This is a genomic window from Mesorhizobium sp. M1142 (assembly GCF_040318565.1).
Lineage (GTDB): Bacteria > Pseudomonadota > Alphaproteobacteria > Rhizobiales > Rhizobiaceae > Mesorhizobium.
Genome location: NZ_JAMYMK010000001.1, coordinates 633585 through 657533 on the forward strand (window position 1 = coordinate 633585; position 23949 = coordinate 657533).

Sequence of the window (23949 nt, forward strand, 5' to 3'; positions counted from 1 at the left end):
ACCGTCGGCAGGCGGCTTAATTCTTGTCGACCGGCTTTGAGCGCATTCGCGAAACGGTCTCACGCTCGGCCCGCTTCGAACGCATCGGCGGCAGGCCGCGGTCGACCAGGTCCATGTCTTCCAGCACCATGTCGCCCATCCGCTTGAAAGCGATGTCGAGCGCACCGGCCCGGTGGGCGGAGCGCAGGAACCCCGGCAATGTGCGGACCGGGTGATCCTGGGCCAGCGGCTCCTCAGGAAAAACATCGCTGGCGGCGAGAATATGGCCGCTGCGGACAGCATCCATCAGTGCCGGGAAATCGACCACGCCGGATCGGCTGAGCAAAATGAAAGCGGCTCCCTTGCGCATCCTGGCAAACGCCTCGGCGCCGAGGAAGCCCTGGTTTTCGCTGGTCACCGAAGCGACGACGAAGACGAAATCGCTGTTCGACAGAACGTCGTCGAGAGAGGCCGGCTCAACGCCGTTTTCGATCAGGATCGACGGCGGCAGCCACGGGTCGAAGGCTTTTGTCCGCGTGCGAAAGCCTGACAGCAGCCGGTTGAGCGCACGGCCAAGATCGCCGAAGCCGATGATGCCGACGTCCGCGCCGGAAAGAAGCCGCGCCGTCCGGTTGCCGTCGCCGCCCCAACGCTCCTTGCCCTGTCGAAAGGCGAGGTCGGCGTCGACGATGTCACGGGCGAGGTTGAGCGCCATGGCAAGGCCGAGTTCGGCCACCGGTTCTGCAAACACCAGCCCGGTGGTGACGACATGGATGCCGCGCGAAAACAGCGTCTCGTAGGGCATGTTGTTGATGAGGTTGCTCTCGACATTGAAGATGCAGCGCAGCGCCTTCATTTTTTCCAGCGTCTCCGGCGCGATAGGTGGCTGGCCGACGATGTAGCGCGCCTCGCCAAGGATATCGGCCGGCAGCGCCGCCACCGCTTCGGGCGATGTTTCGACGATGCGGTATTTCGATCGAAAGTTCGCCAGCGCGGCCGGCGTGAAGATCAGGTCGAGCGTGCGCGGTTCGGGTGCGCTGATCACCAGGGGCAAGGCGCTGTCGGACATGATACTTCACCTCCCGTGCGATCCGCGTCGCACCACACTAGAATCGTCTTTTCCCGCCCCCGACACCTATCACATGCCTGTCGAGAAGGAGAAGTTTGCCTTCTTCGGCCTTGCGGTGCGGCGGTCGGTGGTCCAGATAGACGGCGATCGAAAGACGACAAGGAAGACAGCGACATGATCCCGTTTCGAAAGAACCTCATCGATGGCGAGTGGGTAGGCGATGCCGGCTCCCGCAACATCAACCCGTCCAATCTCGACGACGTGGTCGGCGAATATGCATCGGGGGGCGCGGAGCACGCTCGGCAGGCCATCGCAGCGGCCAAAGCGGCATTTCCGGCATGGTCTCGATCGGGCCTGCTGGCCCGCCATGCGGTGCTGAGGAAGACGTCGGACGAGATCACCGCGCGGAAAGATGAAATCGGCCGGGCGTTGGCGCGCGAGGAAGGCAAGACGCTGGTCGAGGGCATCGGCGAGACCGTGCGGGCCGCCCAGATATTCGATTTTTTCGCCGGAGAGGCGTTGCGCCTGTCGGGCGAGCTGGTGCCGAGCGTGCGGCCCGGCGTCGGCGTCGAGATCACCCGCGAAGCGGTCGGCGTCGTCGGCATCATCACGCCGTGGAATTTCCCGATCGCCATTCCGGCTTGGAAAATCGCTCCGGCGCTGGCCTACGGCAACACCATCGTCTTCAAGCCGGCGGAACTCGTTCCGGAGAGCGCCTGGACCATCGTCGACATCCTGCACCGCGCCGGGCTACCCAAGGGTGTGCTCAATCTGGTCATGGGCAAAGGTTCGGTGGTCGGCCAGGCCATGCTCGATAGTCCTGACCTCGACGCCATCACCTTCACCGGATCGGTCGGCACCGGCAAGCGCGTCGCCGCCGCCAGCGTCGAGCACATGCGCAAGTTCCAGCTCGAAATGGGCGGCAAGAACCCGCTTGTAGTGCTCGACGATGCCGACCTTGCCGTCGCCGTCGACTGCGCTATCAACGGTGCCTACTTCTCGACCGGCCAGCGCTGCACGGCGTCGTCCCGCCTGGTGGTGACGGACGGCATCCACGACCGCTTCGTCGAGGCGCTTAAGGACCGCATGGCCAAGCTGGTCGTCGGCGACGCTCTCGATGCCAAGACCCAGATCGGGCCGGTTGTCGACCAGAGCCAGCTCAAACAGGACGAAGACTATATCGCCATCGGCCGTCAGGAAGGTGCGGACCTTGCCTTCGGTGGCGAGCGGCTCGATCGTGAAACCCGCGGCTTCTATTTGCAGCCGGCGCTGTTCACCGAAACCACCAACGCCATGCGCATCTCGCGCGAGGAGATTTTCGGACCGGTCGCCAACGTCATCCGCGTCAAGGATTATGACGAGGCGCTGGCGGTGGCCAACGACACGCCGTTCGGCCTGACCTCCGGTATCTGCACCTCGAGCCTCAAGCATGCCACGCACTTCAAGCGCAATTCGGAAGCCGGCATGGTCATGGTCAACCTGCCGACGGCCGGCGTCGACTTCCACGTGCCTTTCGGCGGACGCAAGGGATCGAGCTACGGCCCGCGCGAGCAGGGCCGCTATGCCGCAGAGTTCTACACAACAGTGAAGACCGCTTACACGTTTGCCGGCTAAGAAAAGACGGCAGACCAGCCAGGCAGGCGAGCAAATCGATGACATCTGAGAATACGGCCCTGACCTGGCTCAATCCGCCGCCGCACCACGCCTTCGGCAACAATACGGTGCATGTACGGACCGGCAAGGAGACCGACTTCTGGCGCGAGACGTTCTACGGCTTCTGGCGCGACAATGGCCATTTCCTCTATCGTGAGGTCGAGGGCGATTTCAGCGCCGAAGTCACGGTCAAGGGGCACTATGAGGTGCTTTACGATCAGGCCGGGCTTATGGTCCGCCTGAGCGAGACGCACTGGATCAAGGCCGGCATCGAATACACCGACGGGCTGATGTATTTTTCCGTCGTCGTCACCAACGATGCCTCCGACTGGTCGCTGGCCAGCATTCCCGCCGACCCCGACGGGGTCAGGATCCGCCTGACCCGCCATGCCGAAACGATCCGCGTCCAGTATCTGGACGCGTCCGACAAGCACTGGAAACCGGTGCGACTTGCCTATTTCCCGCCGTCGAAAACGGTCGATGTCGGCATGATGTGCTGTTCGCCGCAGCGCGAGGGTTTCGAAGTGACATTCAGCGATTTTTCGATCAGCCCGCCGATCTCGCGGGAGCTTCACGACTGAGGCGCCGCGATGCGGTCGGGCGGTTTGCGTCGGGCCGGCCTCAGTAGGTCGCCCTGCCGCCGGAGACGTCGAAGACGGCAGCCGTCGTGAACGAGCATTCCTCGGACGCGATCCAGCAAATCAGCGCCGCCACCTCCTCGACCTCGCCAAAACGCGCCATCGGTATTTTGGACAGCATGAAGTCGATGTGCTGCTGGCTCATCTGCTGGAAGATCGCGGTGCGCACGGCCGCCGGCGTGACGCAGTTCACCGTCACCCTGGTCTTGGCCAGTTCCTTGCCGAGCGATTTGGTCATGCCGATCACCGCCGCCTTGGAGGTGCTGTAGGCCGAGGCGTTCGGGTTACCTTCCTTGCCGGCAATCGAGGCGATGTTGACGATCCTGCCGTAATTGCGTTCGAGCATATGCGGGACCAGCGCTTTGTTGCAGAAGAAGACGCCGTTGATGTTGATGTCGATGACCCGGCGCCAATCCTCTACGGAATACTCCCAGGTCGTCATGTTCGGTCCGGTGATGGCAGCGCTGGTGACAAGGACATCGACTGCGCCAAGCGCTTCGACCGTCTCTCCGGCGGCGGCTTCGACCGCTATGGGGTCGGCGACGTCTAGGGTGACGCTGTGCAGGCCTGGAACAATGGCCTTGGCCTGCTCGATCTGGGCCGCATCGCGATCCCAGACCGAAACACGCCCACCTTCGTCAGTGATCCTTTGCGCGACGGCCAGGCCGATGCCTGAGGCGCCGCCGGTGATAACAGCAGATCGTCCGGCAAATCGTCCCGCGAAACTCATCGGCATGTCGTATTCCTCCCAATCGGCGGCGAATGTGAAGTCAACGGCGGACAAGTTCAAGCGCGGACTTGCAGCCTCAGAACAGCTTGTGATGGGCCAGCACCGGGCAATTGGACGGCACTGCCTCCTGGCCAAATCGTCTCGTCCGGTATTGCGGAGAACGGCTGGAACGACTTGGCCGGTTGGCATCCGGGTGACAGGCTGCGCCGGATGGGCTATATTGCACTGCACAATGCGAGCGCCTGCAGGCGAGGCTCCCATCGATCCGACGAATCGGACCATGAGCGGTCCATGAACTCGGCATTGAGCTGCAAGGACGGAAAACCGCTACCGAGATGAAGATTCCAAAATCTCTGTTGATCGATCCGGACAAGAACACGGTCTATGGCAGCTTTGCCGTTGCCGTCTCGATCTGGGCGTTCTCCTACTCGACCATTTTCGGCCAGGCGATGATCCTGGCCTACTATGCAGTCTGGCTGCCGCTCATCTTGGTCGACTATCGGAAGATATTAAGGCACGCTTCCAGCGCCTGGCTTCCGCTGGCCCTTGCAACCTATGTCTGCTTCTCGGTGTTCTGGTCGGCGGCTCCCGGCACCACGGCAAGGACGGCCGTCCAATATTGCTCCCATATCGCCTGCGCCTATATTGCCGCGCGCACCGTCAGCGTCCGGACCTTGACCATAGGCGCCCTGATCGGGATTTTCGTCGTCCTGCTCTACTCGCTCAAGGTCGCGAGCTATTCCTACGACGTTCTCGATGGCACCTATAATTTCGTCGGCGCTTTCAGCTCCAAGAACCAGATCGGTTTTGTCGCATCGCTTGGCATCTATTTCTGCGTTGTCTACCTCGCCTTTCTCAGGCGGGGCCGGATAAGCTTTTTGTTGATCGTACCGATTGTCCTTCTATCGGGCTATCTGCTGGTCGTGTCGCATTCGGCCACTTCGATGGCATCGACCCCGGCGGTTCTCGCTCTGGTCGCCCTGCTTTCCATCGGCAAGCTGCTTTCGCTCCGCCATCGCCGGGTGATTTTCATGATCGGTGCGGGCGGGCTGGTCGCCTGCAGCGTGATTGCGCTGAATCTCGGGCTGACGGACTTTGTCCTTGGCCTTTTCGGCAAGGATTCGACGCTCACCGGACGAACCTACCTCTGGCAACAGGGCTGGAATGCCGCGCAGCAATCGCCCATCCTCGGCGTCGGCTACGCGGCCTATTGGGTGCAGGGCTTCTCCGAGGCCGAGCGGCTGTGGAACGAATTCTACATCGCCGCGCGAAGCGGCTTCCACTTCCACAACACCTACATCGAGACCTTGGTGGAACTCGGCTTCGTCGGCGCGACACTGCTTTCGCTGATCATCCTGCGCACGCTCTGGGGCCACGTCTCGGCGCTGATATTCAGGACATGGCAAGCCGACTCCGTGATTCTTGCCGGCGTCATGGTGCTTCTGTTCATCCGCTCCTTCGTCGAGGTCGAGACCCTCAATCCCTACATCATGGGATCGTTTCTGCTGTACTACAGCTACTTCAAGCTGGTGAGGGTGCCGGCCGTCGCTCCTTCCCGGTGGAGCGCCGTGAACCACCTAGAGGAACCGGACGCCGTGCGAGGCTAGAGCGGGCGGATCCAGGCGGTTCCTGCCCGAAGGCGGCCTTGTTTTCTGATCCATAAGATACCAAACGCAAAAACCCCGCAGACCGCTGCCTGCGGGGTTGGTGCTTCGTTCCGGTGGAAAGAAGCTACTGGATGGCCAGGGGCGCTGGTTTGACCTTGATCACGTCCCCTGGCAGCACCGGTGTGTCTTCATCGGCGGTGATTTCGCTGGTCTTGCCGTCGACCACCCGCACCAGGGAAAATGACAAGGCCGCTGGTTCGTTATTGCCGTAGAATTGCGGCATGGGGCTGCCCGACAAGGCCTCGGACATCAAGGCCTTTTCCATATTCAGCTTCAGCGTCACCTCGTTGAGATCGGCTTCCGTCTGTTGCCGGTCGGTCGCGAGGCTGGAGTTCTGGGTGTTCTCGAGATCGATGGCGTCCTGGGTGGCCTTGCTGATCGACTGCTTGGCCGTGAGAATTGCCGTTTCGTAATCCAGGATCTGGCCTTCAAGGTCGGCGATGGTTTGCTGCGAGTTCAAAACCCGCGTGTTGACGACCAGGCCCTTTTGCGCCAGCGAGCCGATGCCGTTGAGCTGCTCCTTCGCCAGATCGACCTGCTTCTGCTGGTTGACGATCTTTTTCTGCAGCGAATCGATCTCGCTCTGCAGCAGCGCCTTCAAATCGTCTAGCGCCTGCAAGCGCAGCTTGAGTTTCTTCTGGTCGGCCGCCAGGATCGCCGTCTCATCGGCAACGATGCTGGGCAGTTTCGGATCGTCGGCCACCTCTTTCGGCACCGCGAATGTCGGCTTGTCCGCCAGTTCCGCTTCGACGCGGGCGCGCTTGACGGTCAGCCTGACCAATTGGTCTTGTAGTACGTCGAAATTGCCCTTGGCATTGATCAGGTCGCGATCGTAGCGCTGTCCGCTCTCCGGGGTCCGCCGGGCTCCGCCGGCAATGCTCATCGCTTTCAGCACGGTCAACCCAGGCACACAAGGATACTGGCCAGGCGCTTGCACCTCGCCGGAGATGTAGAATGGCCGGTACTGCGCCATTTCGACGGAAGCCTCCGGCCTGTCGGCCAGAGCGAGCTTGCGCTGCAGCGCCTCGCCGAGCGATGCGGCGATCTCCGAAGTCGTCTTGCCGGATGCGGGCATCTCGCCGACGAAGGGAACCGACAAGGTTCCAGCGGGCCCGACCGTGTATTCTCCATTGATGGCCGACCAGTCGCGGAACGTGCCTTCGACGGTCTGCCATTCCGCCACGCGGATGGTCAGCTTGTCCTGTGCTCCAAGCCGATAGTCGTCGGCGAAGGCAAACTGTGGCAGGGCTAGCGACAGCGTCAGGCCGGTCGCCACTGTAAGGCAAGTCGTCAAAAGTCGTACTCGCCGCATGCGTCTGGAGAGAATGCCGGTGCAAAAAATATCGATTATATCTGCTTTCAACTGAGCGTTTCCGATCTGGTTTGCCCCGCCCGATGAACTGCCGATGCCTGAGTTAGGGGCCTGAGTTTCGGGCCCGAATTCTGGACAGCTGCTCCTCGATGTACGGCCAGCAAGCGGCCGTCAGTAGCAGCCTCGCGACATCCAGACCGCAGGTACGGTCTTGATGATGATGCGAATGTCTTCGAACATCGACCAGTTCTCGACATAGTGCCTGTCGAACGCGACGCGGCTGTCGTAGGAAACGTCGTTGCGTCCGCTGACCTGCCATAGCCCGGTCAGGCCGGGGCGCGATTTCAGGTAATAGACGGCCGAATTGCCATAAATCTCCAGCTCGTCGCGCACCACGGGACGAGGCCCGACCAGGCTCATATCCCCCTGCAGGATGTTGATGATCTGCGGCAACTCATCGAGGCTGAGCTTCCTCAGCACCGCTCCGACGCGGGTGATCCGCGGGTCGTTCTTCAGCTTGCGGGTCGCGATCCATTCGGCGCTGGCCTCCGGATTCGCGGCGAGATAGGCAGCAAGCACCCGCTCGCCGTCTGGAACCATGGTGCGGAACTTGAGGCACGGAAAAATCCGTCCTCCGCGGCCGATCCGGCTATGACCATAGAAAATCGGCCCGCCATCGGAAAACTTGACAAGCAGCGCTATCATCACGAACAGCGGGCTGAGAGCGACCAGGCCGATCAGCGAACCGGCAATATCGAAGCTGCGTTTGAGCAGGCCGCCGATCGGTGGCGGAAAATCGACACCGGCCTGCGAAAAATCCGCATCGGCCGGCTTGGCTACGTCCCTCATGCGTAAACTCCATACGTTGAACGGATGGTTTACCGCACGATACCAAAAAAATGCTGCAGCGCAACACACAATTTGCCAGACGGCTGTAATAGTCGCGTCATGAACTGACTAAATAATAAACTCGTCCTGCACAAAATTTCGCCTTTATGTCGCAAAAGAGACGGATTATGGGCAATTTTGGAAAAGCTAGTCCAATTTTGAGGCTGATTTTAGGCGAATCGCTCATTATACCCTGTTGTGGAGCTTTGTCGTCATTTAGAATTTCGAAATAACGACTGATGTTGTGATAAAATACTAGTCGATATCATAAATCTTACTGGAGCGAGTCGATATCCGGCAATCAGTGGTGATGCCGACGTGTGCATTGCACCATGGCAGAGTCGATCCCGAGGATTCGTTTAAAATTTATTCCGCAGCTGCCCTTGCCGGCTATTGCGCGGCTCAATAGAGTTGCAAATTGTTTCTGTCGGACTAATGGACAGATTGGGCTAGGCCGGAAGCAACCGGCCAGAAGCGGGCAACCTAAATAAGCTCGCAGAGTTTAAGGGAGGTGCTCGGGGTGGGCTTGTCGACATTTTTTCCCGAGCCGGTGGATGGGCTATCGGGTATGTCACTGCCAAAGTTCATTATCGGAATGTGTTTTGCGCTGGCGATCGTGATCGTCTGGTCCTATTTGGGCGGCGCCTCGCTCGGTACGACGCTGTTTCGCGTCATCGGCTGTGCCATAGTCATCCAAATGGGTTATTTTCTACTGGTCTTTGCCATGGTCGCCAGAAATGCCCCGACCCCGGCCGACAAAATTCGCGACGCTGAACGAAAGCTGAGTTCGAACGAGGCGGCCGAAGGCGAGAAATTCAGCGCAAGGAGAGGCCTTCACTGATTTCGGGCCTGGCCGGGTCTGCGATGTCCATGTGACCTATGGTTAAGCTCGCCGGTCCTCTGACGAATTGCTCGCCTCGACAACACCGGCAGTCGGCATTCCTGTTCTTTCGTTTCCTTGACACTGCGGGCCTCGACGCGCTCGCTCCGCCCCGCCGCAGTCCGGTCGGCCAGGACCAGCAACTGGTTTTCCGCCAGTCGAGCGCTCTGATGGAGCGTGTAGGAACGGCTCTGCCAAGCGGCGCATTTCTGGAGCCATCCCGATTGAGGCTCGCCGCCTGCCCAGCCGGGCCATGACACCCAGCAGAATGAAAAACTGGACGGCGCCGATGATTTTGGCGATGCTTGCTTCGCACTTGCAGCATAGGCGTTTGGGCCGATGCATTTCAGGTTGGGCGGTGGGTCATTGAGCGGTCGGGGCGAGGAAATCCGCAACGACTTCTGCAATCGAGAGGCATGTCCATGACATCATTCCAGGTCTGCGTGATCATCGCCGCACGCAATGCGGCGCGGACAATCCCGGCTGCCATTGCATCGGCATTACGCGAACCTGAGGTTGCGGAAGTTGTCGTCGTCGATGACGCGTCCACCGACGATACGGCGAAAGTCGCCCACGCAGCCGGCGACGGCACGGGCCGCCTGTCCGTCATCCGCTTCGACGTCAATCGCGGCCCCTCCTTTGCACGCAACGCCGCGATAGCCGGTTCCAGGTCGCCGTTCATCAGCATTCTGGACGCTGATGATTTCTTTTTCGAAGGCAGGTTTCACAGACTGTTCGCCAGCACCGATTGGGATTTCGCCGCAGACAACATCATGCTTGTCAGGGATGACGCGGCAACCGACGTTTCGAAAATCGTTGCTCCACCGTTCTCGCCCGAGCCGGAATTCCTCGATTTCGAGGGCTTCGTCGATGGCAATATCTCCAGGCGCCGTGTGCAACGAGGGGAACTGGGCTTCCTCAAGCCAGTGATCAGCCGCGCCTTCCTCGATCGGCATGGGCTGCGCTACGACGAGAAGCTGCGCCTGGGTGAAGACTATGAACTCTATGCGCGCGCGGTTGCCCATGGCGCGCGCTTCAAGGTCATCAAATCCTGTGGCTACGGCGCGATCGTGCGCGCCGATTCGCTGAGCGGACGGCACAAGACCCAGGACCTGAAGCATCTGGCCGATGCCGACCTGGCACTGCTTGCGATCGACAGTTTGCCGGAGGCATCGAAGGCTGCGCTGAGAAGGCACGAGCGGCACATCCGCGACAAATACCGGCTGCGGAAGTTTTTAGACGTGAAGGCTGAGCGCGGGTTGGCACCGGCCGCGGCCTACGCCTTGGCCGGCTCGTCCAACCTCACAGCCGTCGTCCGCGGCGTTGCCTCCGACAAGCTGGATGCGCTGTTTCGCCGCGCCGGCCTCGCCGCGAAGCGTCAGCATGTGCCGCCGCTGCGCTTCCTCATGGCCGGAACCAGCACGGCCAGCGATAGCTAGGCCCGTCAACGTGCGATGGCGGTAGCCACTCCGTTACCCTTAGGTCGGCTCGCACCATTTCAACGAGATTCATGAGTTTACGATCTAGGTGGTTGCCTATGCGCGCAGGGAATGGCAATCTATGTTGCGGTGCAGCAATTTTGGACGGCCAACCGAACTGGCCCGAGACATACCCTGTCGGAGGAGCTGGACGATGCAAGAAATGTCTTTTGAATGTGGACGGGCTCTAAGGCCGTTCACCAGCTCGACGATGACGGGGCGCTGACTACATGGCCTCGATCTTTCGCTTCCGATCGAGAGATCCGGCGCGCGACACGCAGACCGACACCTCGCGCCTCGATCGCTTGGCAAAGCTGCTGGACCAGATCGCGGCCGAAGTCGAGGCGGAGAAGAGCGGACTTGAGAACCGCTACAGGACAACGGCCACCAATGCCGCCTTTCTGGTCGAGGCGATGGAGAACGGTTCGGTCTCCTCGCGCAGGTCTTCCGAAGTCGGCGAACTGACCAGGTCGATTCTGAATTGCGAGCGGCGCATCACAGCGCTGTCGCGCCAGATGCAGATGATGAAGGATCTCCGTCATTCGCTGGATGAAATCTTCGAGCCGAAGCGGCAGAACGGTCCCGACATGAGGACTGATTTTGTGAAGCCCGCCGATTCCGGCACGGGCTGAGCGAACACCCTGGGTCGGCGCAATGGTTTAGGCACAACACGGAGCTTGGGAGCGACAGAGGTCAAGATCAGGTTGTTTCGTCACGGTTCGAACGATCGCTTTGGGGGCGCACAGCACAAGGTGAGTTTTGATATGAATGCAGATCTTAAAAGCACGTCCGCCCCGGCACCCCGCGGCACCCCGTTCACGCGCCCGATCTCAGGCAAGCTGCGGCCGCTCCGTTCAGACGGCGCGTTTCTGCTGATCGTTCTCGTCAGTCTGGTTGCGGGCCTTGTACCCGTCCGTGCGCAGGATCTGCCAACCGCGCCGTCTTTTGTCGATGATTTCACCAGCCTCAGTCGCGCGCGCTGGTACATTTCCGACGGCTGGACGAACGGCAAGCATCAGAACTGCACCTGGTCCAAAAACCTGATCGGGCTTTCCGACGGCATGCTGACGCTCGGTTTCGAGAAGCGCAAGCTGAAGGATCGCGAATTCGCCTGCGCCGAGATCCAGACCAAGCAGCGCTTCGGCTACGGCACCTACGAGGCGCGGATGAAGACCGACACGGGCTCCGGCGTCAACGCGGCATTCTTCAGCTTCGTCGGCGATGCCGACAAGCAGCCGCATGATGAAATCGACTTCGAGGTGCTGACCAAGGACACGTCCAAGGTTCAGGTCAACGCCTACATAGCCGGCAAAGGCAAGAACGAGAAACTGGTCGACGTCGCCGGCGGCACCGACAAGGCCTTCAACGACTACGCCTTCGTCTGGGAAAAAGACCGGCTGCGCTGGTACGTCAACGGCAAGCTTGTCCACGAGATCACCGATCCGGCGAAGCTGCCCACCCATTCGCAAAGGATCTATTTCAGCCTGTGGGGCAGCGACACGATGAAGGGCTGGATGGGGCCGTTCTCGGATCCGGGCCGCAAGCTCACCATGCAGGTGGATCGCGTTGCGTTCACCGCACTCGGCCAGCCCTGCCAATTCCCGGAATCGCTGGCATGCAACACAAACTAGAAGCGCATCTGAACCGGCCGGGCCGAAGGTGGTCGGAAAACCGAAGCTTGAACACGCCCGAAGCCTTGAACAGGAATGAAACCGAATGAATTTGACTGTCTTTGGAATCGGCTATGTCGGTCTTGTACAGGCGGCGGTGCTTGCCGAAGTCGGCCACCAGGTGGTCTGTGTCGACATCGATGCAAAAAAGGTCGAAAGGCTCAACCAGGGCCATGTCCCGATCTTCGAGCCCGGTCTCGAAAATATGGTCAAGGAGAACCATGCCGCCGGCCGCATCAAGTTCACCACCGACGCCGCCGCGGCGATCAAGCATGGCCAGATCCAGATGATCGCCGTCGGCACGCCGCCGGGCGAGGATGGTTCGGCAGACCTCAAATATGTGCTGGCCGTCGCCGAGGCTATCGGTCGTGAGATGGACGCGCCCAAGATCGTCGTCGGCAAGTCGACCGTGCCGGTCGGCACCTGCGAAAGAATAAAGGCCAGGATCGCCGAGACGCTGAAGGCGCGCGGGCGCGAGGATCTGGTTTTCGACGTCGCCTCCAATCCGGAATTCCTCAAGGAAGGGTCCGCTGTGAGCGACTGCATGAAGCCCGACCGCATCATCGTCGGCACCAGCAACGAGGACACCGAGGCGGTGATGCGCGAGCTCTACGGGCCGTTCAACCGCAACCACGAAAAGATGATCGTGATGGACGTGCGCAGTGCCGAGTTCACCAAATACGCGGCCAATTGCATGCTGGCGACCAAGATCAGCTTCATGAATGAAATGGCCAACCTGGCCGAGCAACTGGGCGCCGACATCGAGGAGGTCCGCAAGGGCATCGGCAGCGACCCGCGGATCGGCTACCACTTCATCTATCCGGGCCTCGGCTATGGCGGCTCGTGCTTCCCGAAGGATGTGCGTGCCCTGATCAAGACCGCCGAGGCTGTCAAGTTCGACGCCAAGCTGCTGCGTGCCGTCGAGGAGCGCAACAACCAGCAGAAGTCGGTCCTGTTCGAGAAGGTGCACCGCTATTTCAAGGGCAATCTCAAAGGCAAAACCTTTGCGCTGTGGGGCCTCGCCTTCAAACCCAATACCGACGACATGCGCGAGGCCCCGGCCCGCACGCTGATGGAAGCGCTCTGGGCCGCCGGTGCCAATGTCCAGGCCTATGATCCGGAGGCGATGCAGGAATGCCAGGCGATCTACGGGCTGCGCGACGACCTGCAACTGTGCGGCACCAAGGAGGCCGCGCTGCGAGGCGCCGACGCGCTCTTGATCGTGACCGAGTGGAAGAGTTTCAGCGCGCCGTCCTTCGATGCATTGAAGAACGCGCTGACCAGGCCCGTCATCTTCGACGGACGCAATCTCTACGACCCCAAGGTCATCGCCCGCCACGGCATCGAATACCACAGCATCGGCAGAATGGCGGCGTGACGCTAGGGCGGTCCAGCAAGGAGCCAGGTCCATGAAAGTTCTGTTTGCAGGCGGCAACGGCTACACACCGCAGTTCAGCGGTGGCGTTCAGTCGAGCACGCACCATCTGGTCGAGCAGCTGCGCGAGCACGGTCATGACGCCTCGGTGCTGGCGGCGCTGTTCGGTGACGGCATGTTCGGTTTCAAGGCGCGCGCCAAGATGAAGCTCCTTCGCCAGCGCGCGGTCATCGACAGCTATCCCGGCTATCCTGTCGTGCGGGCGTGGTTTCCCTGGGAGGCGGCCCGCTTCGCCGTCGAACGGCTCGATCCCGATGTCGCCGTCGTGCAGTGCCACAAATCGGTGCCGATCGGAAAGGCGCTGCAGGCGCTCGGCGTGCCGCTGGTGGTCTATCTGCGGAACGTCGAATTCCACGAATTGGCCGGCGACCTGCGCGAATTGCATTCGGCGCTTTATATCGCCAACTCCGAATTCACGGCGCGCACCTATAAGGAAAAGTTCGGCATCGACTCGACCGTAATCCCGCCGACCATCAATCCCGGGCTCTACAGCACGCCGACCACCGGCGAATTCGTCACGCTGATCAATCCTTACAATGAAAAAGGGTTCGAACTCGCCGTGCGCATCGCCGGCCAATGCCCCGAAATCCCGTTCCTGTTCGTCGAAAGCTGGAAGCTCGACGACGACCACCGGGCGCAGATCGAACGGATCATCGCGCCGCTACGCAACGTCAGGCTGGAAAGCCGCACCAGCGACATGAAGACCGTCTATGGCCGCACCAAGATCCTGCTGGCGCCCAGCAAATGGGAAGAAGCTTGGGGGCGGGTGGCATCCGAGGCCCATTGCAGCGGCATTCCAGTCGTCGGATCCCGCCGCGGCGGCCTGCCGGAAGCGATTGGCGCCGGCGGCGTTGTGCTCGACTATGACGCACCGCTCGACGACTGGGTCGCCGCGGTCAGGCGACTATGGAGCGACAAGGCCGAGTACGATCGGCTGTCGGCGGCGGCGCAGCTGTTTTCGGAGCGGCCGCAAATGAACCCCGACAGTCAGTTCACGACCTTCCTCGGCGTTCTCGACAACGCCAGGCAAGGCGCGCTGGAGCGTGCCGCCTGATGCATTTCGTCCAAAATCGTTTATGTCGCCCAACAGCCCGCTTTTGCGCCTGACCGGGGTGTGAGCGGCTTTGGGACAACAACATGCACAACACCAGACGCTTGAAGCGCCTCGCACGGCGGCGACGGGCGTCAGCCCTCATCCGCGCGAGCAGATCGCCGACCGGCCTCGAAAGATCGTCCATTCGATGAAGATTTGCTTCGTAGTTGATAAGTTCCCCTCTTTGTCGGAGACCTTCGTCCTTGACCAGATAGAAGGGTGCCTCGAGCGCGGCATGCAAGTCGGCGTCGTCTGCAACGAGACGTCCTTCGGCAAGGACAGCAACATCGACGATCGCCGCTGGCAGGCTCTCCCTGGCAAGGTCGTCTGCTGGTGGGGCGGGCTGGGGCGCTTTCGCCCGACGCTCAGGAAATGGTCGGGCAGGTTCTGGGATAAGCTCTCGACCGCCGTCGACATCGCTTTTGCGCGCAAATTGCAGAACGCCGATGTGATCGTCGCGCATTTCGGCAATAACGGCATGCGCGTCGCCCGCGCCATGAAACGAGGCCGGATTTCCGCTCCTTTGGTGACCATATTCCACGGCCGCGATGTCGGCGAACCGCTGCATGACAACACACTCACGCGCTACAAGGTTGTCTTCGACAAGGGTGTTCTCCAGCTCCCGGTGAACGCGTTTTTCCGCGACGCCCTGATCGGCGTCGGCGCACCCCCGGCGCAAGTCATGGTTCACCATATGGGCGTGCGGCCCGGTGAGATCGGCTACCATTGGCGTTCCTGGGAACGGGACACACTGTCCTTCATCTCGGTCTGCCGGCTGACCGAAAAGAAGGGCATCGAATTCGCCCTTCGGGCGCTCGCCAGCCTGCCGCGGCGCGACTGGGTCTATTCGGTGATTGGCGGCGGCGAATTGCTGCAAGAGTTGAAGAACCTCGCCGCAAATCTCGGCATTGCCGACCGGGTGACTTTCCTCGGGCCGCGTCCGCACGCCGAGGTCAAGCAGCGCCTGCGCGATGCCCACGTATTCCTGTTGCCGAGCGTTACCGCGCGAGACGGCGATCTCGAGGGTATTCCGGTGGCGTTGATGGAGGCTATGGCCGCCGGGCTGATCGTCGTCAGCACCTATCACTCGGGCATTCCCGAACTGATCGAAGATCAGGAGACGGGCTTCCTCGCACCGGAGCGAGACGTTGCGGCGTTGGCCCGCAAGCTTGTCTGGGTGGCCGAAAACCCGGACAAATGCGAGCGCATCGCACGTGCGGCGCGCCGTAAGATCGAGCAGGATTTCAACGCGGACGTGCTCAACGAACGTTTTGCGCAGATCGTTGCCCAGCTGGCCGAAGCCGGGCGCCCGGCATGAACGCCAACCCGCCCCCCCAGTTCGGTCGTGTCGCCCTGCGCGGCGGCGTGGTGACGATCGGCGCGCAAGGCTTCAAGATGGCGATCCAGTTTCTCTCCGTCATCGTGCTTGCGCGTCTGCTCGTGCCCGAGGATTTCGGCCTGGTGGCTTCTGTCGGGCCGATCGTGGCCTTTGTCGGACTGCTTCAAAACCTTGGCCTGCAGCAGGCTGTGGTCCAGCGCAAGGATATCAGCACGGAGCAGCTCAACCAGGTATTCTGGATCAGTGCGTTGGTCGGGCTGGGCAGTGCCGTGATGGTGGCATGCCTGGCGCCCGCCATCGCCGCCTTCTACGGCGATCAACGCATGGTCGGGATCACCATCGGCTCTGCCTTGCCGCTGCTGCTTGGCAGCCTCGCCGCGGTGCCGCTGGCGCTGATGAACCGTCACTTGCGCTTTGGCCAGCTCGCGCTGAACGACATGATAACCGCTGCTGCCGGACTTGCGACTACAGCAGCCGCGGCCTATGCGGGGCTGGGCTACTGGTCGCTGGTCATCGGCCCGGCGGTATCGGCTGTTGTCGCGCTGGCCGCGGCATGGCAGGTGGCGCGCTGGACGCCGTCGCGGCCGGACCTGAAGGTCGATACCGACATATTGTCCTTCGGCGCCAATCTGACCGGCTTCAATCTGGCCAACTTCTTCTCGCGCAATCTCGACAACATCCTGATCGGAAAATATTCGGGCGCGATCGAGCTCGGCTATTATGACCGCGCCTATAAGCTCCTGCTGTTCCCGCTGCAGAACATCAACCAGCCGCTGACACGCGTGATGGTGCCGCTGCTGAGCCGCATCCATGAGGACAAGGCGCGGTTTCGCGACATCTATGTGCGAACCAACTGGATGCTGGCGGCCGTCACCATGCCCGGCATCGCGGCGCTGACGCTAACGTCGGACCAGGTCGTCGGGCTTCTCTTCGGCGAGCGCTGGGCGGCGGTGGCGCCGATTTTCGCCTGGCTGGGCATCGCCAGCCTGATCCAGTCCGTCTCGAGCACCACGGGATGGATCTTCATCTGCCAGGGCAAGACCAAGACCATGTTCCACTGGGGCATCTACTCGTCGCTGACGACGGTCGCCGCCTTCATCATCGGATTGCACTGGGGGGCCGTCGGTGTCGCGGCGGCCTATGCAATCAGCGGCTATGTGCTGCGCGTCCCGGTGCTTGCCGTCCTGGTCCACCGGGTCGGCCCGGTGACCGCAGCCGACTTCCTGATCATGCAGGGGCTTTTCATCGTATCGTCGCTGCTTGCCTGGTCCGTGTACCGCGAGTTGCCGGCATCGCTGACCGGCCAATCAGACCTGCTCGCGGTGGTCCTGGCGGTTGCCCTCAACTATTCGATCGGCCTGATCCTCATGCTTGCCCTTCGCCAGTCGCGCAGCGCCCTGTTCACCACGCTTTCCAGCGCCATGCGCAACGCCCGCTAGGCGAGCGATCACCGGCCTCAAAAGCTCACCTGCCGACATCGCCGACGCATGCTCCTCAAGCACTGCCTGAAGGCTCGTCCTGCGATAGAGGTCGAGATTGGCGGTAAGTCTGCCGAGCTTCTCGCTCGCTTCCTCGGGCGTCACCGTATCGATGTCGAGCAGCAGGTCGGCGACGCCGATCCGCTTGGCAAGCTCCTTGGTCTTGAATTCATAGGCGATCGGCAGCACCGGCGTGCCGACGCAGAGCGACATGATCATCATATGCATGCGTGTTGCGACGACAAAGTCGAAGCCTTTCACCAGGGCCATCAATTGCTCCGGCGTGTGGAACGAAGCGTCCACGCTGACATGCTTGGCGATCTCCGGATCGAGTTCGGCAACGATAGCCCTCGCCGTCTTGGAATCGTCATGGGCGTATTCCGGCACGCCCTGGCAGGTGGAGACGAAGGTGACCTCCTTGGCGTGGTCCCTGACCAGGATAGTCGCGATCTCGCGGATCGAGTCGATGTAGCGGCGCATGCCGCCCTCGCCGTCGCTGACATAGTTCCAGTGACGGACGGAAATGGCGACGCGGCCGGTGACGGTCGCCGACTGGCCGGAGGCCAGAATTTTTCCGATCCTGTCAGTGTCGGCCAGGGCAAAGACGGCGTCGGCCACGACGTGGCATTTGCCGGGGTTTTTCACCATGTCCACAATGTGGCCCCGCGAACGTTCGTCGCGCAGCAGGATGAGCGGGCTCCGGTCGAAGATCGGGCTCAACTCCTGGCGATTGTAACTTTTGTTGAACGGGCCGAGCGATTGTGTGAAGAAGACTGGGTCCTTGCCCAGAATCGCGTCGATCCTGAATTGATTGAGGCGCCGCTCCAGATTGTAGGTCTCGACGAGATAGGTTCCGCCTGTCGTGACCACGAGATCGGCGTCTTTGTAGATCTCGAGACCACGGCGATTGCTTGAGCTGAACAAACGCCCAACAACGCCGCGGATGCCGAACCGCCGCAGGGCATTGAGGACGAGCCGATTGTAGATCGGCTTGAACAGGTTCTTCAGCCCGCTGCCGTATTTGTAGCGGAACAGCGATTCCGACAGCAGCTTGTGGAATTCGAGGTCCGGATAGTCCTTCTTCGTGTAGAGCCTCGCCGCCACCTCCGGCTGGCTGTCGAAGACGTAGAACTGGATATCGTCCTGCACGATCGTCTTGAAAACATGGCGAATCGCCAGGAGAATCGCTGCATCCCCGGTATTCAGGCAGACGGTGTTTTCAACCGCGATCTTCATGGAATGACCTCATTTCGTGAGTAGTCCCGTGCTTCCATCGACGGGCGCGAAGGGGCGAATTGCAGGCGGGTTGGCCGAAAATGCTGCACGCCAAGGATGGTCCTCGCGTCGTGATTATTGGCGCGCAGTCCGATGGCAGGCCAGCGCGCGGTCCATGCGGCCCAAGCAGAGCGAGATTAACCCATCGATTTTGCAGTGCAACAAAAAACGTGGATCTTTGCTACGCTGCAACCAAAAATGTTGCGATGCAGCAAGAGGTGTACTAGCATCGTCGCGGGCGGGCCAACAGCGGTCGAGTTTTCATGCTGCATGTCTTGTACTTGGTACACGACGTCTCCGACCCGGCAGTGCGCCGGCGGATCATAATGCTCAAGGCAGGCGGCGCCCAGGTTACGCTGGCGGGCTTTCGTCGTACGGCAAGCGCAGTTGCTGATGTCGAGGGCTTGCAGCCGATCGATCTCGGCCCGACTCGTGATGGCCGATTCGCCCAACGTCTGGCCGCGATCATGAAGGCGGTGGTCTCGACCGGCTCGAAGCTGGGCTCAATGCCACGGCCCGATCTCATTATCGCGCGCAATCTGGAAATGCTGGCGCTTGCCCGCCGCGCCAGGTCGGCTTTCCAGGCAACAGTGCCGATCGTCTACGAGTGCCTGGACATCCATCGCCTGCTGCTTCGCGACGATTCGCTGGGCTGGGCGATGCGCGGTGCGGAACGCTTCCTAGCCAGGGATGTGAAGCTTCTGGTGACCAGCTCTCCGGCCTTCATCGCTAACTATTTCAAGCCGTTCGGACAGGTTGCCGCTCCGGTCGAACTGCTCGAAAACAAGCATTTCGAGCCGGCCGCAGCTTCGCTGGATGACCGCATTACGGCGGAGAATCCCGTTGCGCCGCCGTGGCGGATCGGCTGGTTCGGTGCGCTCCGCTGCCGTCGCTCCCTGGAGCTTCTGGCCGAATTTTCGCGCCGCCTCGACGGCCGCTTTGAAATCGTCCTCAGAGGCCGGCCGGCGCTGTCCGAATTTCCCGATTTCCATGGTTTTGTTCAATCGGAACCCTGGCTGTCGTTTGGCGGGCCCTACCGCAATCCCGAGGACATGGCGGCGATCTACCACGAGGTTCACTTTTCCTGGGCCATCGACTTTTTTGAGCAGGGCCTGAACTCCGAATGGCTGCTGCCGAACCGGCTCTATGAAGGCTGCCGCTTCGGAGCTGTGCCGATTTCGATGGGAACCACCGAAACCGGCCGGTTCCTCGACCGGCAAGGCATCGGGGTTCTATTGTCAGAAGCCACCCCCGAGGCGCTCGAAGCCGCCGTCGGCACGATGGAGCAGCATCGGTTCGAGACATTGAGGGCGCGTGTTCTTGCCCGCAATCCGCGCACCTGGAGCCACGACCGCGCCGATTGCCGGGCGTTTGTGGAAAAGCTCCGCGGGCTGACTGCGGCTCCCGGTCCATATGCTGCCGAAGCATTGGCATAGAAGGACTGCCGATGACGCAAACCGACATTCCATCCTGCATGATCGTGGTTCCGTGCCTGAACGAAGCGGCCCATATCGGCGCATTGCTTCGAGAGCTTCGCCCTGCGGCCGAGAGGCTGGGCGCCGTGATCATCGTTGCCGATGGCGGCAGTACCGACGGCACCAGGACGATCGTCGCGGATATCGCCGCAAAAGATCAGCGGGTGACCCTGCTGCACAATGAAAAGCGCTTGCAGAGCGCGGCGATCAATCTCGCCGTCGCCAGATTCGGGGAAGGCGTCGACTATCTCATTCGCATCGATGCGCACGGCGGCTATCCCGCGGATTATTGCGACCGGCTGATCGAAGAAGCGCAGGCCACCGGCGCGGATTCGGTCGTCGTCTCGATGCTGACCAGTGGCAGCGGCATGGTTCAGAAAGCAGCGGCAGCGGCGCAGAATTCCAGGCTCGGCACCGGCGGCTCCAAGCACCGGCACCTTTCGGCGGGGGAATGGGTCGATCATGGCCACCATGCGCTGATGCGGATATCGGCCTTCACCGCGGTCGGCGGCTATGACGAGACGTTCAGCCACAATGAGGATGCCGAACTCGACTATCGGCTCCGCCAGGCCGGCTACCGCATCTGGATGACCGGCAAGACGCAGATGGTCTACTACCCGCGCTCCTCGCTAAAGGGCCTCTATTTTCAGTATCTCGGCTATGGCCGTGGCCGGGCGAAGAACGTTCTCAAGCACCGCATGATCCCGAAGATCCGGCAAATGGTGCCGCTTCTGGTGTTCCCCGTGGTTCTTCTCGCCGCCTTTTCCTTCGTCCACTGGCTGGCGGCCGTGCCGCTTTTGCTATGGGCGTCGGTCTGCCTCGGCTACGGCTTTTTGACCGCCGTCAGCCAGCGCAAACCCGACATTGCGCTTGCCGGGGTCTCGGCGATGGTTATGCATTTCGGCTGGTCGGTCGGTTTCTGGCTGCAACTGCTCGCACCGCGACCGCAGCGCGAGGTAGCGTGATGGAGCCGGTCAGGAAAAATCGAAGCATCGATATCTGCATCTGCACATTTCGCCGGCCGGAGCTTGCCGACACGCTTCGCTCCATAGCGGCCATGGATATGCCCGTGGGATTCGACGTCGGTGTCATCGTTGCGGACAACGACGATACGCCGACGGCCGAAACGCTGGTCGCCAGGCTGGCGGGGGAGTTGAAGCTGCCGGTGACCTATCGGCACGCCCCGGCCCGCAACATCTCGATCGCGCGCAACGCTTGCCTCGATGCCAGTGCGAGCGATTTCGTCGCCTTTATCGACGACGACGAGACGGCCACCGCCGGCTGGCTTGCCGAACTGGTGGCGACGGCGGAAGCAACTGGTGCTGCGGCCGTTCTCGGGCCGGTGCGAGCCCGTTACCGGGCGGATGCGCCCGCCTGGATGCGCAAGGGTGATTTCCACTCGACCCTACCGGTCTGGGTCCGCGGCGAGATCCGCACCGGCTATACCTGCAACGTCCTGCTCAGGATTGGGGCTGAGAGCCTGCGCGGCCAGCGCTTCAGCCTGGCACGTGGCCAGACCGGTGGCGAAGATACGGAATTCTTCGACCAGATGGTCAAGGCCGGCGGCCGCATCGCCTTTTCGCCGGAGGCTTGGGTCGACGAAGCGGTGCCACCTGCCAGGGCGGCATTCGACTGGCTCGGCCGCCGCCGGTTCCGCGTCGGGCAGACGCACGGTCATCTTCTGGGGCGCAATGTACACGGCCTTGCCCGGCTCAAGCAGGTCGGCATTGCCGCGGCAAAGGCCGCCTACAGTTTCCTGTCGGCAATTCCGGTCGCCATCGACCCCGTGCGCCGGAACCGCAGCCTGCTTCGCGGCATTATGCATGTCGGCGTCGTCAGCGGCCTCGTCGGGGTTCGTGAAATCCGCCAATACGGTCTGTCTTCGCCGCAGCAAGGGGGCAAGCGTGCAGCCTGACGTGAGCTTCGTGATTGCCGCCTACAATGCCGAGGCGACCATCGATCGGGCGATCGCCAGCGCCATTGCCCAGCGCAATGTCAGCGTCGAGGTCATCGTCGTCGACGACGGGTCGGCCGACCGGACGCTCGATCTGGCGAGATCCTACCCCGAAGGCATCGTACGCGTGGTCGCGCTTGAGCAAAACCGTGGCCCCGGCGGCGCCAGGAACGCCGGCCTTGAACTTGCCCGCGGCAGGTGGGTCGCGGTCCTCGATTCCGACGACGCGGTCTATCCCGGGCGAATCTGCACCATGATCGAACGCGCGGAGAAGGCGGGCGCCGAGATCGCGGTCGATAATCTGCAGGTCGTTCGCGAGGATGGCGTTGCCGAAGAGACGATGTTCCCGGCCGACTATCTGGAAGGGCTCGGCGAAATCTCGCTGGCGGATTACATCGCCGGCAATGTGGTCTTCGAATCGAGATTCAATCTCGGCTATCTCAAGCCGATCTTCCAGCGCCGGTTCCTGAACGAAAACGGGCTCCGCTACGATGAAAGCTTGATCATCGGCGAAGACTATATCCTCCTGGCCAATGCTCTGGCCAAAGGCGGCAAATGCGTGGTCGAACCGACGACGGGCTATGTCTACCACATCCGCACCGGCTCCATTTCCCGGGTGCTGGAGCTTCATCACGTCGAGGCGATGCGCAGGGCCGATGCCGTCTTCGCCGGAACCCATTCCATGGATGCTGCGGCCGCGGCGGCGTTTGCCAGGCGCGCTCGCAGCCTGCGGCGGGCGGCATCATTCCTGTCGCTGGTTCAGCACATCAAGGCGCGGTCCCCGCTCAAGGCGATATGGACGGCGCTCAGCGATCCGGCAGCGGTTCGGCATATGAGCATGCCGATCGCCGTCCGGCTGCGAAGGGTGGCGGCACAGTTTGCCGCAGTGGCGGGGAGGTGAAGGGCTGCGGGCGAATGAAGACAGTTTTCGCCGCCTGCGACGGGTTGAAATCGATCAGAAGGAATATGCAATGAAAAAAGTCAGGAAGGCAGTCATACCGGTGGCAGGGCTTGGAACGCGGTTCCTGCCGGCGACCAAATCCATGCCGAAGGAAATGCTGCCGGTGGTCGACAGGCCTGTCGTGCAATATGCGGTGGATGAGGCGTTCGAGGCAGGCATCGAGCACATCGTCTTCGTTACCGGCCGCAACAAGGCGGTGATCGAGGACTATTTCGACCTGCATCCTGAACTGATCGGAACCCTGGAGCAGAGCGGCAAGAAGGCGCAGCTTGAAGCGCTCGAAAGCCTGCTTCCCGTCGCCGGCGCGACGAGTTTCATCCGCCAGCAGTCGCCTCAGGGCCTCGGCCATGCCGTGTGGTGCGCGCGCGAAGTCATCGGCGACGAGCCCTTTGCATTGCTTTTGCCGGACATGGTGTCCTTTGGCGGGCGCGGCTGTCTCGCCGAAGTCGCCGATCTTTATGCACAGACCGGCGCAAACGTCATCGCCGTCGAGCGTTGCGATCCGACCGAGACCAGCAAATACGGCATTGTCGGCCGCGGCGCGGATGTCGGCACTGGCTTCGAGGTGACGGCCATGGTCGAAAAGCCGGCTCCGGCCAACGCCCCGTCGAACTTTTACATCAACGGCCGCTACATCCTGCAGCCCGAGATATTCTCGCTGCTGGGCAGCCAGCAACGCGGCGCCGGCAACGAGATCCAGCTGACAGACGCAATGGTGCGCCTCGCTCAGACGCAAGCCTTCTTTGCCCAGCCTTTCGACGGCCGCATGTTCGACTGCGGTTCGAAGGAGGGCTTTATCCAGGCCAATATCGCTTTCGCGCTGGCGCGGGAGGATATGAAGGGCCCGATCTTCGATATGCTGCAGGAATTCGTCCGGTCGCATCAGCGTCGGGAAGAAGCCGCATAATGTCCATTTTTTCGAGGCATTGTGGGTGCGGCTGATGACGCAGGACAGGCCCGTTGCGCCGCGCGTAA

General features: G+C 61.6%; 20 protein-coding genes and 1 pseudogene. 16 read left to right on the top strand and 5 right to left on the bottom strand.

The window, feature by feature from the left end; all coding sequences use genetic code 11:
• Nucleotides 1–16: 16 nt before the first annotated feature.
• Nucleotides 17–1048: a hydroxyacid dehydrogenase gene (locus NKH42_RS03085; RefSeq protein ID WP_352687022.1), complete on the bottom strand. Its 1032-nt coding sequence runs from the start codon at nt 1046–1048 to the stop codon at nt 17–19.
• A gap of 177 nt (nt 1049–1225) precedes the next feature.
• Between NKH42_RS03085 and NKH42_RS03090 the strand changes: the two genes are divergently transcribed.
• Nucleotides 1226–2662, top strand: coding sequence for an aldehyde dehydrogenase family protein (locus NKH42_RS03090; protein ID WP_352687053.1), 1437 nt, complete (start codon nt 1226–1228; stop codon nt 2660–2662).
• A gap of 38 nt (nt 2663–2700) precedes the next feature.
• Nucleotides 2701–3282: a DUF1349 domain-containing protein gene (locus NKH42_RS03095; RefSeq protein ID WP_352687019.1), complete on the top strand. Its 582-nt coding sequence runs from the start codon at nt 2701–2703 to the stop codon at nt 3280–3282.
• Nucleotides 3283–3322: 40 nt separating this feature from the next.
• On the opposite strand, the gene NKH42_RS03100 is transcribed toward NKH42_RS03095, so the two are convergent.
• Nucleotides 3323–4075 carry an SDR family NAD(P)-dependent oxidoreductase gene (locus NKH42_RS03100; RefSeq protein WP_352687016.1) on the bottom strand — a complete coding sequence of 251 codons (753 nt, stop codon included), beginning with the start codon at nt 4073–4075 and terminating at the stop codon, nt 3323–3325.
• Between the two features lie 329 nt (nt 4076–4404).
• Between NKH42_RS03100 and NKH42_RS03105 the strand changes: the two genes are divergently transcribed.
• Nucleotides 4405–5676 (top strand): O-antigen ligase family protein, encoded by a 1272-nt coding sequence (locus tag NKH42_RS03105; protein WP_352751966.1) that lies wholly within the window; start codon nt 4405–4407, stop codon nt 5674–5676.
• Nucleotides 5677–5800: 124 nt separating this feature from the next.
• Here the strand turns inward: NKH42_RS03105 and NKH42_RS03110 are convergent, their stop codons facing one another.
• Both NKH42_RS03110 and NKH42_RS03115 read right to left on the bottom strand, forming a co-directional pair.
• Nucleotides 5801–7048 carry a polysaccharide biosynthesis/export family protein gene (locus NKH42_RS03110; RefSeq protein WP_352687051.1) on the bottom strand — a complete coding sequence of 416 codons (1248 nt, stop codon included), beginning with the start codon at nt 7046–7048 and terminating at the stop codon, nt 5801–5803.
• Between the two features lie 171 nt (nt 7049–7219).
• The gene (locus NKH42_RS03115) at nt 7220–7897 is read right to left on the bottom strand and encodes a sugar transferase (RefSeq protein ID WP_352479827.1); all 678 of its coding nucleotides are present in this window, start codon (nt 7895–7897) and stop codon (nt 7220–7222) included.
• 559 nt (nt 7898–8456) lie between these two features.
• Here NKH42_RS03115 and NKH42_RS03120 point away from each other — a divergent pair.
• The 8 genes from NKH42_RS03120 (at nt 8457) to NKH42_RS03155 (ending at nt 17270) form a co-directional block, all read left to right on the top strand.
• Complete coding sequence (locus NKH42_RS03120) at nt 8457–8777, top strand: exopolysaccharide production repressor protein (protein ID WP_352506982.1); 321 nt, start codon at nt 8457–8459, stop codon at nt 8775–8777.
• A gap of 455 nt (nt 8778–9232) precedes the next feature.
• The gene (locus NKH42_RS03125) at nt 9233–10255 is read left to right on the top strand and encodes a glycosyltransferase family 2 protein (RefSeq protein ID WP_352506981.1); all 1023 of its coding nucleotides are present in this window, start codon (nt 9233–9235) and stop codon (nt 10253–10255) included.
• A 269-nt stretch (nt 10256–10524) separates the two neighbouring features.
• Nucleotides 10525–10926, top strand: coding sequence for a hypothetical protein (locus NKH42_RS03130; protein ID WP_352506980.1), 402 nt, complete (start codon nt 10525–10527; stop codon nt 10924–10926).
• A 132-nt stretch (nt 10927–11058) separates the two neighbouring features.
• The gene (exoK, locus tag NKH42_RS03135) at nt 11059–11925 is read left to right on the top strand and encodes an endo-1,3-1,4-beta-glycanase ExoK (RefSeq protein ID WP_352479829.1); all 867 of its coding nucleotides are present in this window, start codon (nt 11059–11061) and stop codon (nt 11923–11925) included.
• Nucleotides 11926–12010: 85 nt separating this feature from the next.
• On the top strand, nt 12011–13342 hold the full coding sequence (locus NKH42_RS03140) for a UDP-glucose dehydrogenase family protein (protein ID WP_352751968.1): 1332 nt from the start codon (nt 12011–12013) through the stop codon (nt 13340–13342).
• A gap of 31 nt (nt 13343–13373) precedes the next feature.
• Nucleotides 13374–14453: a glycosyltransferase gene (locus NKH42_RS03145; RefSeq protein WP_352479830.1), complete on the top strand. Its 1080-nt coding sequence runs from the start codon at nt 13374–13376 to the stop codon at nt 14451–14453.
• Between the two features lie 187 nt (nt 14454–14640).
• Nucleotides 14641–15810, top strand: coding sequence for a glycosyltransferase (locus NKH42_RS03150; RefSeq protein WP_352506978.1), 1170 nt, complete (start codon nt 14641–14643; stop codon nt 15808–15810).
• Complete coding sequence (locus NKH42_RS03155) at nt 15807–17270, top strand: lipopolysaccharide biosynthesis protein (protein ID WP_352506977.1); 1464 nt, start codon at nt 15807–15809, stop codon at nt 17268–17270. The genes NKH42_RS03150 and NKH42_RS03155 overlap by 4 nt, the downstream gene beginning before the upstream one ends.
• Nucleotides 17271–17492: 222 nt before the next feature.
• Here the strand turns inward: NKH42_RS03155 and NKH42_RS03160 are convergent.
• Nucleotides 17493–18545, bottom strand: a pseudogene (locus NKH42_RS03160) (polysaccharide pyruvyl transferase family protein); the annotation flags it as partial.
• Nucleotides 18546–18847: 302 nt separating this feature from the next.
• Here NKH42_RS03160 and NKH42_RS03165 point away from each other — a divergent pair.
• The 5 genes from NKH42_RS03165 to NKH42_RS03185 all read left to right on the top strand — a co-directional run bounded on the left by NKH42_RS03165 (nt 18848) and on the right by NKH42_RS03185 (nt 23881).
• The gene (locus NKH42_RS03165; protein ID WP_352506976.1) at nt 18848–20020 is read left to right on the top strand and encodes a glycosyltransferase family protein; all 1173 of its coding nucleotides are present in this window, start codon (nt 18848–18850) and stop codon (nt 20018–20020) included.
• Between the two features lie 11 nt (nt 20021–20031).
• Nucleotides 20032–21024: a glycosyltransferase family 2 protein gene (locus NKH42_RS03170; RefSeq protein ID WP_352506975.1), complete on the top strand. Its 993-nt coding sequence runs from the start codon at nt 20032–20034 to the stop codon at nt 21022–21024.
• Entirely contained in the window at nt 21024–21974 is a 951-nt protein-coding gene (locus NKH42_RS03175) for a glycosyltransferase family 2 protein (RefSeq protein WP_352751970.1), read from the top strand. Before NKH42_RS03170 ends, NKH42_RS03175 begins: the two co-directional genes overlap by 1 nt.
• Nucleotides 21964–22914: a glycosyltransferase family 2 protein gene (locus NKH42_RS03180; RefSeq protein WP_352751971.1), complete on the top strand. Its 951-nt coding sequence runs from the start codon at nt 21964–21966 to the stop codon at nt 22912–22914. The genes NKH42_RS03175 and NKH42_RS03180 overlap by 11 nt, the downstream gene beginning before the upstream one ends.
• Before the next feature lie 70 nt (nt 22915–22984).
• The gene (locus tag NKH42_RS03185) at nt 22985–23881 is read left to right on the top strand and encodes a UTP--glucose-1-phosphate uridylyltransferase (RefSeq protein WP_254816102.1); all 897 of its coding nucleotides are present in this window, start codon (nt 22985–22987) and stop codon (nt 23879–23881) included.
• Nucleotides 23882–23949: the final 68 nt, after the last annotated feature.

Coding starts and splice junctions, on each gene's coding strand:
- NKH42_RS03085 (WP_352687022.1), bottom strand. CDS start 1,048: ATGTCCGACAGCGCCTTGCCCCTGGTGATCAGCGCACCCGAACCGCGC.
- NKH42_RS03095 (WP_352687019.1), top strand. CDS start 2,701: ATGACATCTGAGAATACGGCCCTGACCTGGCTCAATCCGCCGCCGCAC.
- NKH42_RS03100 (WP_352687016.1), bottom strand. CDS start 4,075: ATGCCGATGAGTTTCGCGGGACGATTTGCCGGACGATCTGCTGTTATC.
- NKH42_RS03105 (WP_352751966.1), top strand. CDS start 4,405: ATGAAGATTCCAAAATCTCTGTTGATCGATCCGGACAAGAACACGGTC.
- NKH42_RS03110 (WP_352687051.1), bottom strand. CDS start 7,048: ATGCGGCGAGTACGACTTTTGACGACTTGCCTTACAGTGGCGACCGGC.
- NKH42_RS03115 (WP_352479827.1), bottom strand. CDS start 7,897: ATGAGGGACGTAGCCAAGCCGGCCGATGCGGATTTTTCGCAGGCCGGT.
- NKH42_RS03125 (WP_352506981.1), top strand. CDS start 9,233: ATGTCCATGACATCATTCCAGGTCTGCGTGATCATCGCCGCACGCAAT.
- NKH42_RS03130 (WP_352506980.1), top strand. CDS start 10,525: ATGGCCTCGATCTTTCGCTTCCGATCGAGAGATCCGGCGCGCGACACG.
- exoK (WP_352479829.1), top strand. CDS start 11,059: ATGAATGCAGATCTTAAAAGCACGTCCGCCCCGGCACCCCGCGGCACC.
- NKH42_RS03140 (WP_352751968.1), top strand. CDS start 12,011: ATGAATTTGACTGTCTTTGGAATCGGCTATGTCGGTCTTGTACAGGCG.
- NKH42_RS03145 (WP_352479830.1), top strand. CDS start 13,374: ATGAAAGTTCTGTTTGCAGGCGGCAACGGCTACACACCGCAGTTCAGC.
- NKH42_RS03150 (WP_352506978.1), top strand. CDS start 14,641: ATGAAGATTTGCTTCGTAGTTGATAAGTTCCCCTCTTTGTCGGAGACC.
- NKH42_RS03155 (WP_352506977.1), top strand. CDS start 15,807: ATGAACGCCAACCCGCCCCCCCAGTTCGGTCGTGTCGCCCTGCGCGGC.
- NKH42_RS03165 (WP_352506976.1), top strand. CDS start 18,848: ATGCTGCATGTCTTGTACTTGGTACACGACGTCTCCGACCCGGCAGTG.
- NKH42_RS03170 (WP_352506975.1), top strand. CDS start 20,032: ATGACGCAAACCGACATTCCATCCTGCATGATCGTGGTTCCGTGCCTG.
- NKH42_RS03175 (WP_352751970.1), top strand. CDS start 21,024: ATGGAGCCGGTCAGGAAAAATCGAAGCATCGATATCTGCATCTGCACA.
- NKH42_RS03185 (WP_254816102.1), top strand. CDS start 22,985: ATGAAAAAAGTCAGGAAGGCAGTCATACCGGTGGCAGGGCTTGGAACG.